Origin of the sequence: Emticicia aquatica (assembly GCF_923079645.1) — a bacterium.
Classification (GTDB): Bacteria; Bacteroidota; Bacteroidia; order Cytophagales; family Spirosomataceae; genus Emticicia; species Emticicia aquatica.
Genome location: NZ_CAKLPY010000003.1, coordinates 105,250 through 119,923, shown reverse-complemented (window position 1 = coordinate 119,923; position 14,674 = coordinate 105,250). Strand labels below are relative to the sequence as shown.

General features: G+C 34.2%; 11 protein-coding genes. 4 read left to right on the top strand and 7 right to left on the bottom strand.

Annotation, left to right across the window (positions count from 1 at the left end; genetic code table 11):
• Nucleotides 1-17: 17 nt before the first annotated feature.
• On the bottom strand, nucleotides 18-1,016 hold the full coding sequence (gene gldB, locus MJQ71_RS17220; protein WP_238808019.1) for a gliding motility lipoprotein GldB: 999 nt from the start codon (nucleotides 1,014-1,016) through the stop codon (nucleotides 18-20).
• A 157-nt stretch (nucleotides 1,017-1,173) separates the two neighbouring features.
• Between gldB and MJQ71_RS17215 the strand changes: the two genes are divergently transcribed.
• Together MJQ71_RS17215 and MJQ71_RS17210 are read left to right on the top strand one after the other, a co-directional pair.
• Entirely contained in the window at nucleotides 1,174-1,965 is a 792-nt protein-coding gene (locus MJQ71_RS17215; protein ID WP_238808017.1) for a hypothetical protein, read from the top strand.
• Nucleotides 1,966-2,269: 304 nt separating this feature from the next.
• Entirely contained in the window at nucleotides 2,270-4,411 is a 2,142-nt protein-coding gene (locus tag MJQ71_RS17210) for a peptidylprolyl isomerase (protein ID WP_238808015.1), read from the top strand.
• Nucleotides 4,412-4,605: 194 nt separating this feature from the next.
• Here the strand turns inward: MJQ71_RS17210 and MJQ71_RS17205 are convergent, their stop codons facing one another.
• Nucleotides 4,606-6,663: a kojibiose hydrolase gene (locus MJQ71_RS17205; protein WP_238808014.1), complete on the bottom strand. Its 2,058-nt coding sequence runs from the start codon at nucleotides 6,661-6,663 to the stop codon at nucleotides 4,606-4,608.
• 130 nt (nucleotides 6,664-6,793) lie between these two features.
• On the opposite strand from MJQ71_RS17205, the gene MJQ71_RS17200 reads away from it, so the two are divergent.
• Complete coding sequence (locus MJQ71_RS17200; RefSeq protein ID WP_238808013.1) at nucleotides 6,794-7,645, top strand: c-type cytochrome; 852 nt, start codon at nucleotides 6,794-6,796, stop codon at nucleotides 7,643-7,645.
• On the opposite strand, the gene MJQ71_RS17195 is transcribed toward MJQ71_RS17200, so the two are convergent.
• From MJQ71_RS17195 to MJQ71_RS17175, 5 genes are all read right to left on the bottom strand, one after another.
• Complete coding sequence (locus tag MJQ71_RS17195) at nucleotides 7,646-9,193, bottom strand: hypothetical protein (RefSeq protein WP_238808012.1); 1,548 nt, start codon at nucleotides 9,191-9,193, stop codon at nucleotides 7,646-7,648.
• 112 nt (nucleotides 9,194-9,305) lie between these two features.
• The gene (locus tag MJQ71_RS17190; protein ID WP_238808011.1) at nucleotides 9,306-9,866 is read right to left on the bottom strand and encodes an RNA polymerase sigma factor; all 561 of its coding nucleotides are present in this window, start codon (nucleotides 9,864-9,866) and stop codon (nucleotides 9,306-9,308) included.
• Between the two features lie 169 nt (nucleotides 9,867-10,035).
• The gene (locus tag MJQ71_RS17185) at nucleotides 10,036-10,761 is read right to left on the bottom strand and encodes a hypothetical protein (RefSeq protein WP_238808010.1); all 726 of its coding nucleotides are present in this window, start codon (nucleotides 10,759-10,761) and stop codon (nucleotides 10,036-10,038) included.
• 150 nt (nucleotides 10,762-10,911) lie between these two features.
• Nucleotides 10,912-12,579 carry a glutamine--tRNA ligase/YqeY domain fusion protein gene (locus MJQ71_RS17180; RefSeq protein ID WP_238808009.1) on the bottom strand — a complete coding sequence of 556 codons (1,668 nt, stop codon included), beginning with the start codon at nucleotides 12,577-12,579 and terminating at the stop codon, nucleotides 10,912-10,914.
• Between the two features lie 303 nt (nucleotides 12,580-12,882).
• Nucleotides 12,883-13,806, bottom strand: a complete 924-nt coding sequence (locus MJQ71_RS17175) for a LysR family transcriptional regulator (RefSeq protein ID WP_238808008.1) — start codon at nucleotides 13,804-13,806, stop codon at nucleotides 12,883-12,885.
• A 93-nt stretch (nucleotides 13,807-13,899) separates the two neighbouring features.
• Between MJQ71_RS17175 and MJQ71_RS17170 the strand changes: the two genes are divergently transcribed.
• Complete coding sequence (locus tag MJQ71_RS17170; protein ID WP_238808006.1) at nucleotides 13,900-14,655, top strand: carbonic anhydrase family protein; 756 nt, start codon at nucleotides 13,900-13,902, stop codon at nucleotides 14,653-14,655.
• The last annotated feature ends 19 nt before the right edge of the window (nucleotides 14,656-14,674 follow it).

Below are 14,674 nucleotides of genomic sequence, written 5' to 3'. Positions count from 1 at the left end.
CGGTTATTTAGATGCTATTAATCTTCTAATTGGCCTTTATATTTCGATTTTTCAAAAATATCACGGGCATTAGGGTTTTTCATTAAATCAATTAACGAAATTGAAGGATTTTCGGTTCGGTATCGGCTTACAATTCGCCAGCCGAGCCATTGACCAATCCGCCCTGGACAGTCGCTCCCGATTTCATTCACTTTCGGTCGGTCGCCAATATATTTTTCTTTTACTCGGTCATTCGTTTCATAGAGTAGTTTATTGTCAATAAAATAAGCCCAAACTAAATCCTGAGAATTCCAGGTTTTGGTCATATTTGAATCAGCGTAGGCAATCACCAACGAATCGGCTACATCGGGAAGCATCGCACGAGTAAATTCATAACTTTTCCCATAGAAAACCATATCGCTCATCAAAGTTCGGTCTTTTGGGTCGATTGCGTTATATTTATTCGACAAAATAGTTAAAATTGATGGCACGATGTAAGGTTTATCAAACCGTTGTAAAAGATATGAAGGATATTGTGGTCGATATTTGGCTTTTGGTCCAAGAAAAGTTTCCAAAGGAATCACAATCAAATCTTCGGAAACCATTAATTCCAAATCGAGTGCCGTAAAAGTCGTAATAATTGTTGGCTCTTTAAAATCAGGATAATAATATTTGATATGTTTGAAGGCGGTTTCTAATTGTTTCTTAATTTCGTCCAGATTTCCGAACGTTTTTTTTGTTTCCTCATAAAAAGCTTTTGTATCAGGATTTGTACAAATAAGCTCAATTCTATTGATTAAAGCTGTATCTTCGGGTGTTGTTTGGTAAAACTGATTAACAAATTTCGTGTTGTTTTTTAAAAACTCTTTGATTTGGTCTTTCGTTTGCAATTGCATCATTGCCTCGTCAAATCGTTGAATATTGACATCAACTTTGATATTAGAAGTATCTACAGTTTCATTGTCTTGGCATGAAAAAAGAGAAATAGCAATAAAACAGAAACCCACAATTAAAAAACTAAAAGAAGAAAATTTCATAAACGGTTATTTTTTTTAAATAAAAAACGCACAAAAATAGATAAATATTTGCCCTTTATCATCTAAATTTGTAAAATTGTAGCCTATTAATAAATTTGCAGGAAGCTTGATTGCTAAAAATCAGGCAAATTATAAAACCTTTAATTAACCACTAAAAATGTTTCATGTAAACTTTTCAGCTAAGTCATTTGTCAATACTACCCTATTAGTAGGTATCTACTTGTGTTCTTTCCAAGTATTTGCTCAAAAAAACACAAAAAACCACAAAGTTGGGAATCGTATTGACGCACTCATTTTGAGAAACCGCAGGTTAACTGGTGAAATAAATGCCTTGAATCAGTTATTGATTAAGCAAAGTAATCAAATCATTTCGCAAGAAGGGATTACTAACTATTATAAATCAATGTTGAAAACTTCGAGAGATTCAACAGCCAATATCACTAAAGCCTATGCTGAGTACAACCAAAAAGCTGAAGCCGAAATTACAGCTTTAAAAACAGCATTTGCCGATTCGATGGAGCTTTTCCAAGAATTCAAAAAATTAGTTTACAAAGAAAGAAATAAAGTAGTCAAAGACACCAACGTTGTTAGAGTTTACACAATGCCTTATGACCAAGTACGCGTACGGGTTTTGAGAAAAATCTTAGACGAAGGTATTGGTTTGGTTATTGAGCGTAATACCGACGAAGGTTTTTTAGTCTCCAAAGTATTCAAAGACCGTAAAACCAAAGGTATTTTCAAAAAAAGCCTCGAAACACGGGTTGATTGCGACATAAAAATGGTTCAACATCCATACGAAGACAACAAGACACTTTTTTATGCTTCAACGAGAGTTCAAGAAAAAAGTAAACGAGACAGTCAGTTTATTGAATTAACCGATACTAAAGTTATTAAAGATTATCAGAAAAAACTCTTGAAGTTTTTCGATGATTTCTTGGTAGCAAATTGACTCTTTTTTTAAGCAGTATAACATAGCTCTATAAAATCGTAAGGCCCATGTACATTCGTGGGCTTTTTTTTTAGTGCTAAAATGCTTTTTTATTAAGATTTTATAGGTCAGTTTAGGCACTTCAATAGATACTAATACCTCATTTGACAGAAAACTTGTTAAAATAGATAATATATCAATTGGATTTCCTTGATAATCTATATGAATCTGCTTATTTTTGCACCTCTATTTTTCAAAAAAAATACAAAACAATAATTTAGCAATAAAACAGTCCTAGAAGTCCAGTAATAAATTAAAAAAACAAATGGCTTTAATTAACAAAATTCGTGAGCGTTCAGGTGTTGCAGTTGCGGTTATCGCAGTTGCCCTCATTTTATTCATTGTCGGAGGTGATTTATTCGGTGGAAATGGTAAAGGAGGCGGCCTATTTAGTAGTAATGACAATAAAATCGGTGAAATTGCAGGTACAAGTATTGACTATCAAGCATTCCAAGTAAAATTGGACGCTGCTCGTGCCAATTATGAGCAACAAGCAGGTAGAGCATTACAAGAACAAGAAGTTCAACAATTGCGTAGCCAAGTTTGGGAGCAAATGATTTTTGACATTACTTACAAAGCAGAATTTGAAAAATTAGGTTTGAAAGTTACGGCAGATGAGCTTCGTGAAATGATTCAAGGTACTAAAAACCTTAGTCCAATCATTAAACAACAATTTACTGACCCACAAACTGGACAATACGACCGTAATCGTCATATTGAATTTATCAATGCCGCAGCAGCAAATCAACTGCCTGCCGCTCAAAAAACTGCTTGGGACCAAATCAAAGAACAAGCCATTCAACAACGTTTGTTAGAAAAATACAATGCTTTGCTTTCATCATCATCGTTTGTAACAAATGCTGAGGCTAAAAGAGAATATGAAGCACAAGCAACTAAAGCAGATGCTCGTTATTTGTACGTTCCTTACACAAGTATCATCGACACAACTATCAAAGTAACTGATAGCCAATTGTCTGATTATTTGAGTAAGCACAAAGAAGAATACAAAGGCTATGATAGCCGTTCACTCGACTATGTTGTGTATCAAGTAATGCCAACTAAAGAAGACAGTGCGGCTTTATATGATGATATCAAAGGTTTTGCAAAAGGTTTAGCTGCTGCACAAGATGCAAAAGCTTACGCCGCCCTTAATTCTGACTCTCGTGTTCCTTATGAGCGTAGTGCTAGTGAAATCTCTCCAACATTGAAAGCTGCTCTTGCAACTGCAATTCAAGGTTCGGTAATTGGGCCATTCAAAGAAGACAATACTTACTCGATTCATAAATATGAAGGAATCACTACTGATTCTCTTTATACTGTTCGTGCAAGTCATATCTTGATTCGTGCAGACAAAACTGCTCCTGATTCAGTTAAAGCTGCAGCTCGTACAAAAGCTCAGGACATCTTGAATCAATTAAAACAAGGTGCTGATTTTGCAACTTTGGCTCGTACAAATAGCCAAGATGGTTCGGCACAACAAGGCGGAGACTTAGGTTTCTTCAAAAATAATGGAGCGATGGTAAAACCATTCGAATCAGCAATCTTTAATTTCGGTGGACCTGGCTTAATGCCAAATGTTGTTGAAACTGATTTTGGTTTCCATGTTATTAAGGTAACTGAAGGCAAATCGAACACAAAATACAAAATTGCTACTATTAGCCGTGAGCTACAAGCAAGCGAAAGTACAAGAAATGCAATTTATCAAAAAGCAGAAACATTGCGTGCAAGTTGTGATTCTAAAGAAGAGTTTGAAGCAGCTGTGAAAAAAGATGGTAAATTATTTATCTTGAAAGCAGATAAAATTTTCCCAGAAGCAACCACTTTCAATACAATCCAAAATGCTCGTGAAGTTGTTTTGTGGGCATTTAATAAAGATACCAAAGTTGGAAAAATTTCTGACCGTGTATTTGAAATTGGAGATAATTTTATCGTTGCAGCTGTGACTGCTGAAACTGAAAAGGATAGTCCAAAAGCTGATGACTTCAGAGATGCTTTGACTGCTAAAGTTCGTAACGAAGTCAAAGCAGAACAAATCTTGAAAAAATTGGGCGGAGCTTCAGGAACTCTTGAACAAATAGCTCAAAAATATGGTGCTGGTGCATTGGTTGAAGCTGCTTCAGGAATCAACTTCGCTACAGGAATGTTAACATCTCCAGGTATTGACCCAATTGCTATTGGTAAAATATTTAGCTTACAAACTGGTAAACGTTCAAAGCCTTTCGTTGGTGAAAATGGTGTGTTTATTGTTGAAACTACTAATCTTGTAAAAGCTCCTGAAATTGCAGATTATACACAATACAAAAACCAAGTTAGCCAACGTAATGGTGGATATGGTGCTTCGTATATGGCTAACCAAGCAATTCGTGACAATGCTAATATCAAAGATAACAGAGCTAAGTTTTTCTGATATTCTTTAAGAATATCGTTTACAAAAAAGAGGAATACGTATTGTATTCCTCTTTTTTGTTTTTATAAAATGCTTTAATGCTACATAAAACTAATCTTTTTGACAAATTTATCATAACTATCATTGTATCTTTACTGATATTTTGATAATTATTTTTGAAATTTATTCAGATGAAGGTTTCTCATTAAAGTAAATTATTTAACCGAAAAAGTCTTTTTTTCAACCCCAACACCTTTAAGCGTCAAAGACTTCCATTGTTTAGGTAGTTTTGTTTTGAGTTGAATAATTCCTGTTTCAGTAATATCTAGGCCGCCCCAGCCATTAATAAGTGTTTGTAAATATCCACCTGCTCCAGTTACAAAATAAGGATTTGTTCCACCTGCAGTTTCAGCTAAAACTCCAAATGGAGGTGCTTCGTTTGGTTTGTAGCTATCCATATATTGTTTATACGCGGTTTCAGTTTCACCTAACCGAATATTTAAAATTGCAAAAACACCATGTGCCATCGCTGGACTTTGCCCTTTTCTACCAGGCTGATTATCTGCAAGTGCTTTCCAGTAGTAGTCTAAATCTTTCTTAATTGTCGGTATATCAGTAATTTGTTTCATCGGATAAGCCAATAAATTCACATCACCTTGCTTGATTAATTCACCATTATAGGTTGCGTGTTCACGGGTTGTTCCGTCGGGAAACTTCAAAATCACGAGGCCATCTTGTACTTCTTTCCACTTTGGATTTTCTGGCAAACCCAATTCTTTAGCCGCTTGATTGGCATATCCTAAAACCTCTTTTGCCATTCCATTAGTATAAGCGTTATCGTCCACATTTTCGGCCCATTCATCAGCACAAACAACATTAATAATATGGTATTTTCCATCCGTTCCTTTCTCTACACGGCTTGTCCAAAAGTCTGCTACTTCTTTCAACATGGGATATGCACGCTCTTTTAGCCAATTTTTATCTTTCGTTACTTGATAATATTTCCAGAAAGCAAAACCTACATCGCCTGTTATATGATGTTGAAATGGTCCTGTCAATGCCCAAACTGGCGTAGATTCCTGACCCGAATCATCCGATTCCCACGGAAACATAACCCCTTGATAACCATGCGATTTTGCATTGTATTTTGCAGCCTCCATTCTTTCAAAACGGTACTCAAGCAATGACTTTGCTAATTCAGGCTTCATTACCAATAGTGGAGGAAACATCCAAATCTCAGTATCCCAAAAAACGTGACCATTATAACCCAAACCAGATAAACCCATCGGAGAAAGACTATAAGCTTGTCCTTCTCGACAAAACGAATAAAGATTATATAATGAAAAACGGGCAGCACGTTGAGCTTCCTCATCTCCTTCAATCACAATATCAGACTCCCAAAGTTCTGCCCAAGCTTCCTTGTGTTTTTTCAGTAAACGTTCACGTTTTTCGAGTGCTGCAAAAATCGTCAAACGTTCAGCTTCGTTGTGTGGGTCTGTTACGTGAGCAGTAGAAATAACCGAACCAACCACCGAAAACTTATAGGTATCGCCTGCTTTAAGTTTTTTAGTAAACTTCATTCGGTGCATTCCATTATCCCATTCTTCATGAATCAATTGTGGTTCTTTTCCTCGTTCTTCTTCAAACAAAAATGAGTTTGATGCTGCAATAGTATGTTTTCCTGTTGGTGTTTTTGCAACCGAAGTCATCAAAGGTATCAATGAATGTGGGCGGTCAATTGTATGAAAAAAATTCTTCACATCTCGCAACATATCGGGCGTTTGCATGATGCTAATCGGCGTAAATTCAATATCTTGTTTCGCAGTGATTTCCATTTCAATCATAGCCGAATGCGGTAAATGCCTTAGAGCCAATACATTAGACCTGATTGACGCTTTATTATCCAAATCAAAAGTGGTACTAAAAATAGCATTTTGCATATCAATCGTTTGAACAAAATTGCTAATATTTTTGCGGTTAATCATCTGATTATCAATAATTAACTCCATATTCGCAAATTCAAAAACTTTCATAATATTAGCCACTCGCCCACGACCATACGTATCAAATGTTCCATTCAAAACAATTTCTTTTACTTTCAGAGGGTCGGCTGATGACGTAATGCCAACCATGCCGTTTGCTACCGTTACACCATAATAATTATTGGGGTCAAAGTTTTTAGCAGAGATTTGCCATTGAGCAAATACTGGATTGAATACATTAAGGCAAAGTAATAGCAAGCAGACTTGCTGCCACAAGTTAGTTTTTTTCATAGGTTAATTTTTATTTAATATTGACATAAATATAGTGTAATTTTTGAGAAAAATTGAGAAATACCTCTTTCAACAAAGTTTTATAATTAATTTTATTGTGAAATCTTAAATATTTAAAGCATTTAATTTGATGAAAAATATAATATTATTTAGTTTATTATCAACTATTTACATTTCTTGTAATTCACCAAAAGCCTCTAATAACAATGATTCTTTACAAGTAGCCAAATTGGCAATTGAAGAAACACAAAAAAATGACTCACTCGATCTCGATATTGATTTATTAGCATTGAAAGCTAAAGGATTGCTGAAAAATACACAGTTAATTACTGTAAAAAATGACCCTGTTTACCACAAAACCAAAAAGTTTAATGCGATTCCTTTAAAAGATATTTTAGAAAAATACACTTTCATTGAAAAGTTCAATCCAGCCGATATTAAGGTTGTTTTTGAATGCGAAGATGGATATAAACCCGAAATGCCTTTAGAAAAATTACTTTCTACCAAAGTTTTTTTGGCGATAAATGATGCAAATGCTCCTAAAGGTCTTGATTGGGAACAGATTTTTAAAGATGGTCACGAAATGAAAGCTGCTCCGTTTTATGTGGTTTATACTGACGTTTCGTCCGAAAATATTGATTATAAATGGCCTTACAACTTAGTAAAAATACATTTTGCTCCATTACATGAAAATGATGCAGCTCTAAAACCTAAAGAAGAATCAGCATTGGCTGGCTATGATTTATTTAAAAATCGCTGTCAAACGTGTCATTCTATTAATAAAATTGGAGGGAAAATGGGTCCAGAATTAAACTTTCCAAAAAGTGTTACTGAATACTGGAAAGTTGATGATTTAAAAGCCTTTATTCAAAATCCTGCGAGTTATCGAAATGATGTAAAAATGCCAACTTTAGGAATAAAAGCCAATGAAGCAGAAGAAATCGTGAAATATTTAAGGTATATGAGTGGCAATAAACTTTAATCAAAATCGATAATTTACGCCATAATTAACACCAAACAGACGAAGTTTCATTTGTAAATCACTAGAATTAATACCCGAAGATAGCGATTGTTGGAACGAACTTCCAAGTATTGCTTGCCAATGTTTACTGATTAAATAATTTGCTCTAATGCCTCCTAAACCACTGAAATTGAGTGGTTTATATACATTATTAGCACTATTTATGATACTTTTTTCTTGTACAAAACTATTATCATTTGCGATGGTATTCTGTAAAAATAAATCAGTTGAAACGCCAGCTAATAAATTTATTCCCAATTTTTTGGTTAAACTTATCTCATAACCTATTTGGAGTGGAATCATCAAATACTCATACCTATTGTTGAATTGAGACGCATCAGCAACAACCGTATTTATTGGACTATTAGCAACTTTTAAACCAGTATTTCCTGCATTTTGTAGCAAATAATCTCCTAAAAATGTATTTATATAGCCATTTTGTTGAAAAGCGTATGTATTACTTTGCAAGGTTGAATTACCACGCAAATATTTGATGCCACTTTCTACATGTAATTTCTTTGAAATTTTATAACCAAAAGCAAATCCAGAATTTATGCCAATACCTGACTTGATTGCATTTTTAGGCTGAGAAATATTTACACTGCCAGAAGGTTTACTATCAGGACTGATATTTCCTGTATTACCCGATGGTATATTTGATGCTTGAGCATAAGCACGGGCCTCATTTAAGGCGATTGTATTTAGTCCATTCAACTTCATGTTCGGGTCAAATGGAGAAACGCCAGACTGAATTCCTAACCAAAATTTTGAGTCATCCTTCGTCACAACTGGAGCTTCATTGATTTTCGGTTCAAAAGCTAATTTATTTCGGTACAACGTATAGTGGCTTCCTAAATATTGATAAACTTTAGGTTGTAAAATTTTCAAATCAACTACCAATTCATTTTTTTGTTGGCCGCTTAGGGTTGCATTTTTAGATATGTCAACACCTTGATTATCCGTTGAAAATGTCTTATCAGATGCTGTTCTATTAAATGCTCCTGCCAAGTTATTATTTGACAAGACTGGAATTCTTTCCTGATTTTGAATATCAAATAGCGTATTAGTTATCTTATTTTTACTCAGATAAGTTGCTTTTTTAGGTGAAGTTCCTTCTTTTATTTCACTTCGTGCAGGGTTGGTAGCAAACAATGGATTCTCGACATCAATATTATTTGCAGATTTATTTTGAGTGGTTTGTACTTCTAAACTACCTACTTTAGATTGATTTTTGTTAGTTTCTAAATTGCTTGTTTGTTCAACTAGAGTACTATTTTTTTCTAAAAACCCTTTATTGAATAAGAATAATCCACCTAAAACTAAAATCAATGCTGCCGCCACACCAGCAACCATTCCAGTTGGGCGAATAAAAAATAAAAAAGGACGACGTTTCTTTTCTTCTAATTCACGCTCAATCCTATCCCACATATCGCTAGGTGGTGGCATTGCGTTATTCTCAAACGCCTTTTTCCATTCTTCCTCAAAATTATTTAACCTTTGTGACTCCATTCTGTGTCGTGATTAAAGCAAATGCTATGACTCTCTCTGTAAAATATGAGAAGTTTTTATTCAAATCACTTTTGTTTATTATTTTTAATATCAAACAATAAATTGCTAATATTTAGTCTTTATTTAGTTGAGCTTTAGGCATAATGCCCATTGCTTTAAGCTTTTGCTGTAATAAGACTCTTGCCCTTGAATATTGTGATTTTGACGTTCCTTCCGAAACTCCTAACAAAGCCGCTATTTCATTATGTTGATACCCTTCAATTGCATACAAATTAAAAACCATTCGGCATCCTTCTGGTAAACTCTGTACTATTTCCATTAATTGCTCAAACTGAAACCCAGAAAGTGTAAATTCTTCTTGCTCAACATCATCGGTAACTAACTCACTATCAGTATGTTGCATGTAATTTGGTTGACTTTGTAATTGCTTTAATGCTGTGTTTACAACTACTTTTCTGAGCCAAGCTTCTAAAGGACAGTCAAATCGAAAATTTGGTAATTTTTGGTAAATTTTTATAAATGAATCCTGTAAAACATCTTCCGCATCACTTCTATTTTTCATATAACGCATAGCAGTAACAAACAACTTACTCGCAAAACGCTCATAGAGTTGTCGTTGGGCAAATCGTTCTTGGCGAATACAAGCCTGTATTAATTCTTGTTCGCTATACATGAAAAGGTAATTTTTTTTCCAACCGTATGGATTTTTAAGGGTTGATATAAGTAAGACCCCTAAAGTTTTGAATTGGTTGGAATGGGTTCGTAAAATTATTAATATTGATAAATTTAGCTAAAAAAAAACCTCTCAAACCACTGAGAGGCAAAAATCTTCATTAAATTTTTTATCGATTAAGAAAATCAGGGGCGATTTTATCATTAAAAACTACTACTGTTGTTACTTTAAGATTACGTTTATCAACGCTACTCAAATAAGTTGATTCAGATGGAAACTTTATGCCAAATGCCGAATCAATGTATTTTGTATAATCTTCGGTTATTACTTCGTTAGTACTAAGTGTCAATTTTTTTCTTGCCAACAAGCCCGTTGTTTCATCAAAATAGAGATTGTATTTTACTCCTTTTCCACTCAATTCAACTTGTATAACTTTATTGCCATTTAGTATTTCGCTACCAACCAATGTTGCGATATAACCTTTGCTTTGATAATCAAGAAACGGCAAAATGTTTTCTTTCAACTCTCTACGCATATTTTCTTGTTCTTTTGCACTTAGGTCATTTGTTTCATATTGTGTTGCTTTATCGCTACTTCCAAGAGGTACTTTTCTCCAGCCTTCTGCTCCTTTTACGCCATAAATAAATGTACGTTTCAAAATTGTTTTGGCTTTATAAAGAGCCGCTTCGCTGAATGAACCTTTCAATTCGATGTCATAATCTGCGGCTGTATTACCACGATACGCCTGCTTTATAGAATAAGTGGAAACGCTATCCCAAAGTTTTTTTCCTCCAGTTGCTGCAATATGTTTATTAAAAACAGCATCGGCAGTCTGTGCAAATAGACCAATGCTTATGAAGAAAAACGTAAAAAACTTTACTATTGTATTTTTCATAAAAGCTCTGTTATTGTTGTGTCTAATAACGTTTTTTTTTGTTGAATGGTATATTTCTAAGTAAATTTTTGTTCTAAAAACCAAGTAGTGTAGAACAAAAAAGTCCACAAAATTTGATTAAATATTTGAGGACTTTTTTTATTCATTAACTTATTTTACTGCTTCTTTGGCCCAAGTATCTTTCAGACCAACGGTACGATTAAACACCAATTTTTCAGGGGTTGTATCACGGTCTAAGCAAAAATACCCTTTTCTTAAAAACTGATAATGCTCTGATAATGAGGCATTTACTAAACTTGGTTCAACAAAAGCCGTAATCGTTTGTAAAGAATCTTGATTTACATAATCTTTAAAATCGCCATCTTCACGGCTTGGGTCTTCAACTTTGAAAAGTCGGTCATACAATCTTACTTCGGCTTTAACTGCATGAGCAGTTGAAACCCAATGGATTGTTCCTTTTACAGCAATACCCGAAGTATCATTTCCACTACGTGAATTTTCGATGTATGAACAACGCAATTCCACTATTTCTCCATTTTCATCCTTAATCACTTCATCACACTTAATAATATATGCGTGTTTCAAACGAACCATTAATCCAGGAGCCAAACGGAAATATTTTTTAGTCGGATTTTCCATGAAATCATCCTTTTCAATCAAGATTTCACGGCTAAATGGCATTGAACGAGAACCACTTTCGTGGTCTTCTGGGTTATTTTCAGCAGTTAATTCTTCGACTTTACCTTCTGGGTAGTTCGTTATCACTACTTTAAGTGGGTCAAGAACTGCCATTACACGAGTAGCAATTTTATTGAGATGTTCACGCACACAAAACTCTAATAAACTTACATCAATCAAATTATCACGTTTTGCAACCCCAATTCTCTCACAAAATTCACGAATCGCTTCTGGTGTATAACCTCTTCTTCTCATACCCGAAATTGTCGGCATACGAGGATCATCCCAACCAGAAACATAGTTTTCATTTACCAATTGTAGAAGTTTTCTCTTACTTGTAATCGCATAAGAAAGACTCAAACGAGCAAATTCATATTGTTTTGAAGGAAAGATCTCTAAATTTTCAATACACCAATCGTATAATTCACGATGAGGCACAAACTCCAATGTACAAATTGAATGCGTAATGTTTTCGATAGAATCTGACTGTCCATGAGCAAAATCATACATCGGGTAAATACACCATTTATCACCAGTTCGATGATGTGTAGCAAATTTTATGCGATAAATAATTGGGTCACGCATCAACATATTAGAAGATGCCATGTTGATTTTAGCTCTCAAAACATGCGTTCCTTCAGGGAATTCCCCGTTTTTCATTCGCTCAAACAAATCGAGATTTTCCTCAATCGTTCGTTCTCTATATGGGCTATTGATTCCAGGGACGGTTGGTGTACCCTTCATTACAGCCATTTCTTCAGAAGTGCTATCATCAACGTAAGCTAAGTTTTTGTTAATGAGTTTTTTTGCAAATTCAAAAAGATGGTCAAAATAGTCAGAAGCGTAAAGTTCTTCAGCCCAATCAAAACCTAACCATTTTACATCGGCTTTAATTGATTCGACATATTCGGTTTCTTCGGTCGCAGGATTTGTATCATCAAAACGAAGATTTGTTTTTCCACCGTATTTCTGGGCAGCACCAAAGTTCAAACAGATAGATTTGGCGTGACCAATATGCAAATAGCCATTAGGTTCAGGAGGGAAACGGGTCAAAACTCGACCATCATTTTTTCCTGCTGCAATGTCATCTTCAATAATTTGTTCAATAAAATTCAGTGCTTTTTCTGTCGCTTCTGCCATGATTCCGTTAGTGGTAATGTTGCTTTTGTGCGAATTTAACTATTTTTTAAGTTTAAAGTTTTGAAGTTTTAATTTAACGCAATAATTTATTGAATTAGTTAAATAAATCATTGAAATTATTATGTTTTTAAGTTAGTTTAAAAGATTGTAAGAGTGATAAAAGCTAAAAGTGATTCATTAAGAAAAAAACTTGTCAGTATAAGCGTAAAAGCACATTTCACTAAATTTTTGGTGGACATCTACATTAATATGAAAATCATATATCTTTAGTTAACCAAAATTATGCCTCACAAAAGTTTATTATTAATATTCTTCATTCCAGCTAAATTTTTCTTTAACAATAGCGTCTTTCTCTTTTTTTAAGTAATCCAAAAAAGAAATACAAACTGGTGAGTGGTTCTTCTCTTTTAGCCAAATTAAACTCCAAATTGTTTTAATTGGTAATCCTTTAACAGGTATTATTTGTAATTCATCATTATATAATTCGCTTTTTATTCCAATCAATGGCATAATTGAATAACCTAATCCTGCCAAAACAGCCTGCTTGACAGCTTCGTTGGATGTTAGCTCCATCTTGTTTAAAACAGAAATACTATTTTGTTCAATGAAGTTTTCCATCGTCTGCCTCGTTCCAGAACCTTTTTCTCTGAATATTAAAGGTAATTCTTTGAATACATCTGTAGTAGTAGCCCTTTTTTTATATTTTTTGTTGGAATTCCCAACCAAGTATAACTTATTTTGAAGTAGGTCAAGTTTCTCGACATTTAGTTTGTTTGGCAAAATAGACACAAGAGCAAAGTCAACCTCATTTTTTTCTAAACTTTCTACAACTTTACTTTTATTCGTAACATCCATTAATAATTCTACGCCTGGGTGCTGCTTCATGAAATCGGAAAGGAAAAATGGCATAACATATTTTCCTGTCGATACCACTGAAATCTTTAGTCTGCCTGTTAACTGCCCTTTATAAGCCAATGTTTTGTAATTGATAGCATATACTTGATTGATAATATTTTCAGCAGCCTCTGCAATTTCTCTACCAAAATCTGTGATAAAAATCTTTCTACCCACAACCTCTGTCAATGGTATTTCAAATTGGTCTTGAAAGTTTTTGAGTTGAATAGAAACGGCTGGTTGGGTTAGATGCAATTCTTCCGAAGCCTTGGTTACACTTTGCGTTTTTACCACTTTCAAGAATATCTGAAGTTGATTTAAGGTATAATTCATAAATAATATTTATATAATTCATTACAAATATAAATAAAAATTTATGAATTGAAATTATCAATTTTGCAGCGTTTAATTAAAAAAACTAAAGAAATGATAAAAAAACTATTCAATATTGCTGTCTTAATTATAGCTATTCAATTATTATGGGGTTGTAATTCGGGGGCTAAAAACAGAGATGCAGATGAGACCATTAAATCTTCAAAAGCTACTTACGAAAATAGGCACGTGACCACAAAAGCCGAACAAGACTTATTGAATCCCGAACAAGTGTTGCAGGAGTTCAAAGATGGAAACGAGCGTTTTAAGAATGGTAATATGACACAACGAGAACATTCGGAAGCGATAAGAAAAGCTGCAACTGGCGGGCAGTTTCCAAAAGCAATGGTTTTAAGCTGTTTAGACAGTCGAGTCCCAGTAGAAGATGTTTTTGACCAAGGTATAGGCGACGTTTTTGTAGGCAGGGTGGCGGGAAACTTTGTTAACACCGACCTTTTGGGCAGTATGGAGTTTGCTTGTAAAGTGGCTGGAGCAAAACTTATTTTAGTAATGGGACATCAACACTGCGGTGCTGTAAAAGGAGCAATCGATGATGTGCATCTTGGAAATATCACGTCAATGCTAGCAAACATAAAACCCGCTGTTGCAATGAGTCAAAATTTTGAAGGCGAAAAATCCTCCAATAATGAAGCCTATGTAAAATTAGTTGCACAAAATAATGTGAGAAATACCATTGCTCAAATAAGAGCAAAGAGTAATATATTAAGGACGATGGAAAGTAAGCAACAAATAAAAATAGTAGGAGCCTTCTACACCTTACGAACGGGAGAATTACAATTTATTGACTAAATAATTTTAACAATAACAA

Bases quoted from the DNA above. Each gene is read 5' to 3' on its own strand.
- MJQ71_RS17205 (WP_238808014.1), bottom strand. From the start codon at position 6,663: ATGAAAAAAACTAACTTGTGGCAGCAAGTCTGCTTGCTATTACTTTGC.
- MJQ71_RS17175 (WP_238808008.1), bottom strand. From the start codon at position 13,806: ATGAATTATACCTTAAATCAACTTCAGATATTCTTGAAAGTGGTAAAA.
- MJQ71_RS17215 (WP_238808017.1), top strand. From the start codon at position 1,174: ATGTTTCATGTAAACTTTTCAGCTAAGTCATTTGTCAATACTACCCTA.
- MJQ71_RS17185 (WP_238808010.1), bottom strand. From the start codon at position 10,761: ATGAAAAATACAATAGTAAAGTTTTTTACGTTTTTCTTCATAAGCATT.
- MJQ71_RS17195 (WP_238808012.1), bottom strand. From the start codon at position 9,193: ATGGAGTCACAAAGGTTAAATAATTTTGAGGAAGAATGGAAAAAGGCG.
- MJQ71_RS17210 (WP_238808015.1), top strand. From the start codon at position 2,270: ATGGCTTTAATTAACAAAATTCGTGAGCGTTCAGGTGTTGCAGTTGCG.
- gldB (WP_238808019.1), bottom strand. From the start codon at position 1,016: ATGAAATTTTCTTCTTTTAGTTTTTTAATTGTGGGTTTCTGTTTTATT.
- MJQ71_RS17190 (WP_238808011.1), bottom strand. From the start codon at position 9,866: ATGTATAGCGAACAAGAATTAATACAGGCTTGTATTCGCCAAGAACGA.
- MJQ71_RS17170 (WP_238808006.1), top strand. From the start codon at position 13,900: ATGATAAAAAAACTATTCAATATTGCTGTCTTAATTATAGCTATTCAA.
- MJQ71_RS17200 (WP_238808013.1), top strand. From the start codon at position 6,794: ATGAAAAATATAATATTATTTAGTTTATTATCAACTATTTACATTTCT.
- MJQ71_RS17180 (WP_238808009.1), bottom strand. From the start codon at position 12,579: ATGGCAGAAGCGACAGAAAAAGCACTGAATTTTATTGAACAAATTATT.